Below are 3,644 nucleotides of genomic sequence, written 5' to 3'. Positions count from 1 at the left end.
CGGGTTCGCGTCGTCGCGGGCGGGTCAGCGCTGACCCGCCGACGATGACGGGATCCCGCCACGGATGACGGGAACCCGCCGAGGATGACGGGAACCCGCCGCAGCCGCGAAGCAAGCTCAGGAGGCGCGGGTCACGATCGCCCGGCCGTCTCGCGATCGTCGACGGTGCGCACGGCCCCGGTCTCGATCCGCTCGGCCAGGATGCGGCGACGACGGCGTCCGAGCGAGAGCATGCCGGGCACGACCAGCACGACCGCGATGGCGATCCAGAGGCCGATCGTCATGGGGCTCGAGACGAGGATCGCCGGGTCGCCCTCGGACAGGATCATCGCCCGGCGCAGCTGCTGCTCGAGCAGCGGTCCGAGGATCAGCCCGACCACGGCCGGCGCGACCGGGATGTCGGCGACCCTCAGCAGCAGCCCGAGCGCTCCGATGCCCGCCAGCAGGAACAGGTCGGTGGTCGACCCGCCCGCCGAGTAGGCGCCGAGGCAGGCGAAGACGGTGACGGCCGCGTAGATCGCCCACGCCGGGATCGTCAGCACCCGCGCCCACACCTTCACCAGCGGCAGGTTGAGCACGAGCAGCATCACGTTGCCGATGTAGAGCGACGCGATCAGCGCCCAGACCAGGTCGCCCGACTCGGCGAACAGGGTGGGCCCGGGCTGCAGACCGTACGACTGGAACGCCGTGAGGATGACGGCCGCGGTGGCCGACGTCGGCAGGCCGATGGTCAGCAACGGCACGAGCACACCGGCCGCGGCCGCGTTGTTGGCCGACTCGGGTCCGGCGACGCCCTCGATGGCGCCGTGGCCGAACTCGTCCTTGTGCTTCGAGAGCCGCTTCTCGGTCGCGTACGACAGGAAGGTGGGGATCTCGGCGCCGCCTGCGGGCAGCGAGCCGATCGGGAACCCGAGCGCCGTGCCGCGCAGCCAGGCCGGCCACGAGCGGCGGAACTGCTCGCGGGTCAGCAGCGCCCGCCCCTTGACCGGCGTCACGGTGGTGTTGCCCGTCTTGGCGAGCACGTGGCCGAGCGCCTCGCTGATCGCGAAGAGGCCGACCACGACCAGCACGACGTCGATGCCGTCGAACAGGCCGCCGTTGCCGAAGGCGAGCCGCGCCTGGCCGGACTGCGCGTCGATGCCGACGAGGCCGATGGTCAGACCGATCAGCAGGCTGGCGGCGCCCTTGAGGAGGCTCGGGCCGAGCAGCGCGGACACGGTCACGAACGCGATCACCATGAGGGCGACGTACTCGGGCGGGCCGAGCTGCACCGCGAAGCCGGCCACCCAGGGGGCGACGAAGGTGATGGCGATCGTGCCGATGGTGCCGGCGACGAACGAGCCGAGGGCCGCGGTGGCGAGGGCGGCCGCGGCCTTGCCGGCCTTCGCCATCTTGTTGCCCTCGATCGCCGAGACGATCGAGGCGGACTCCCCCGGGGTGTTCAACAGGATCGACGTCGTCGACCCGCCGTACATGCCGCCGTAGTAGATGCCGGCGAAGAGGATGAGCGCCGCGTCGGGCTCGAGGCGGAACGTGATCGGCAGCAGCAGCGCGACGGTCAGCGCCGGCCCGATGCCGGGCAGCACGCCCACCGCGGTGCCGATGGTGACGCCGAGCAGGGCCCAGAGCAGGTTCTGCGGTGTCAGGGCCGACTGGAAGCCCTGCATCAGGAGGTCGAGTTGATCCATCGGTCAGAACCCCCACGGACCGGCCGGAAGGGCCAGCCCGATCACTCGGTCGAACAGGAGCACGATGACGCCGGCCAGCACGAGGTCGTAGATCGCGAGGCGCCACCACGGGCGCGGCGAGCCGAGCACGAGGGCGGCCGCGACGAACAGCGCGACGGACACGACGGTGAAGCCGAGGAACGGCAGCAGCAGCCCGTAGACGACGATGCCGACGAGCAGGCCGAGCACGCCCCAGAGGCGCCGGCTGACCGGTCCGCCCCCGCCGCGCACCAGCACGCGCGCGAACCTCAGGTTGACGAGCACGAGCCCGATGCCGACCAGCGCCAGCAGGATCCCGATGATCGTGGGGAACGCGGCCGGCCCGAGCGGCTCGGTCGTCGGCCGGAGCGACGCCGCGTCGGTCAGCACGACGATCGAGGCCACGACCAGCAGCACGCCGACGAGCGCGGTGACCGCGCCGCTGACGACGGCCGGGTGGTCGACCGAGCGCGAGGCCACGACCGGAGGAGGCGCGGTGCGGCGATCGCGGATCGTGCGCACCTCGGTCGTGTCGAGACCGGGCGGCCGCTCGCCCCTATGCGTCCGGCGGGCGCTCACTGCCCGCCTCCCAGACCGATGTCGTCGAGGACCGTCCCGATCGTCTCCTCCTGCGCCGCGACGAACTCGTCGAACTCGGGGCCGGTGAGGAACTCGTCGCCCCAGCCCCGGGTCTCGACGATCTCGGCCCAGGCCTCGGTGTCGTGCATCTCCGTGAGCATGGTGACCAGCGCCTCCTCGTCCTCCTCGCTGATGCCGGGAGGCGCCGCGACGCCGCGCCAGTTCTGCAGCTCGACGTCGAGGCCCTGCTCGTGGAAGGTCGGGACGTCGGGCAGGTTCTCGACCCGCTCGGGGCTCGAGACCGCCAGGGCCCGGACCGAGCCGTCGGCGATGTAGGGCGCGATCTCGCTGATGCCCGAGATGCCGGCCGTCGAACGGCCCGAGAGCAGCGTGGTGAGCGCCTCGCCGCCGCCCGAGTGGGCCACGTACGAGACCTCGGCGGGGTCGGCGCCGGCCGCCTGCGCGACGAGTCCGGCCAGGATCTGCTCGACGCCGCCGGCCGAACCGCCCGAGATCGACTGGCCGCCGACGTCGTCGCGCATCAGCTGGGCGAACTGGTCGAGGTTCTGGATCTCGGAGTCGGCGGGCACGACGAGCACCAGGTACTCGGTGCTCAGCCGGGCGAGCATGGTGACGTCCTGCAGCGAGTAGGGCGACTCGTTCGTGATGACGGCGCCGATCATGATCGCGCCGGTCGCCATCAGCTGGCTCGCGTCGCCCTCGTGCTGGACGAACTGGGCGAGACCGGGGGTGCCGCCCGCGCCTCCGACGTTGTAGACCTCGCTGCGGCCGATCACGTCGGCCAGCGACGTCTGCATCGCCCGGGCGGTCTGGTCCCAGCCGCCGCCGGGGTTCGCCGGCGCCATGATGCGCAGCTGCTGGCCGTCGAGGGCCGCCTGGATCGCCGTGGCCGGGGTCGAGCTGCGGGCCAGGTTCGTCGCCACGAGGGCGACCACCACGGCGACCGCGAGGACCACGGTCACGCCGAGGCCGATGCGGTCTCTGAGGCCCCCTGGCGGGGTTCGTTCGTCTGCGGGCACCATTGCTCCGATTCGATCGTCGACGTCTTCGTCGGGTTTCTGTATACAGTAACTGCGCTGCAGACGTCAACCGGACCGGGTGGTGCGGACCCTGTCGCACCGCGAAACGTGCACCGCACCACGACTAGAGGCGGTGCGCACGTCGAAACGCGGTGCAGTGCGGGCGGACCCGCCCCCAAACCCGTCGCACCGCGAATCGTGCAGCGCACCACGACTAGACGCGGTGCGCTCGTCGAAACGCGGTGCGGGGCGCCACGGGGCCTGCCCCGAACCCTGCCGCACCGCCGAACGTGCACCGCACCACGACCAGACGCGGTGC

At 72.1% G+C, this 3,644-nt stretch carries 3 protein-coding genes; all 3 read right to left on the bottom strand.

Annotated features, from left to right (window positions below; translation table 11 throughout):
• Positions 1-131: 131 nt before the first annotated feature.
• The 3 genes from FFA01_RS15690 to FFA01_RS15680 are packed head-to-tail and all read right to left on the bottom strand — an operon-like array spanning position 132 to position 3,268.
• Positions 132-1,688: a tripartite tricarboxylate transporter permease gene (locus tag FFA01_RS15690; RefSeq protein ID WP_146857117.1), complete on the bottom strand. Its 1,557-nt coding sequence runs from the start codon at positions 1,686-1,688 to the stop codon at positions 132-134.
• Between the two features lie 3 nt (positions 1,689-1,691).
• Complete coding sequence (locus tag FFA01_RS15685; protein ID WP_167627409.1) at positions 1,692-2,228, bottom strand: tripartite tricarboxylate transporter TctB family protein; 537 nt, start codon at positions 2,226-2,228, stop codon at positions 1,692-1,694.
• A 53-nt stretch (positions 2,229-2,281) separates the two neighbouring features.
• Positions 2,282-3,268, bottom strand: a complete 987-nt coding sequence (locus tag FFA01_RS15680) for a Bug family tripartite tricarboxylate transporter substrate binding protein (RefSeq protein ID WP_208720955.1) — start codon at positions 3,266-3,268, stop codon at positions 2,282-2,284.
• Between the last annotated feature and the right edge of the window lie 376 nt (positions 3,269-3,644).

Source organism: Frigoribacterium faeni, from assembly GCF_007988805.1.
Taxonomy (GTDB): Bacteria; Actinomycetota; Actinomycetes; order Actinomycetales; family Microbacteriaceae; genus Frigoribacterium; species Frigoribacterium faeni.
This window is presented reverse-complemented; position numbering and strand designations above follow the sequence as displayed.

What these genes read in the sequence shown, in the direction of transcription:
- FFA01_RS15690 (WP_146857117.1), bottom strand. Translation starts at nt 1,688, where the DNA reads ATGGATCAACTCGACCTCCTGATGCAGGGCTTCCAGTCGGCCCTGACA.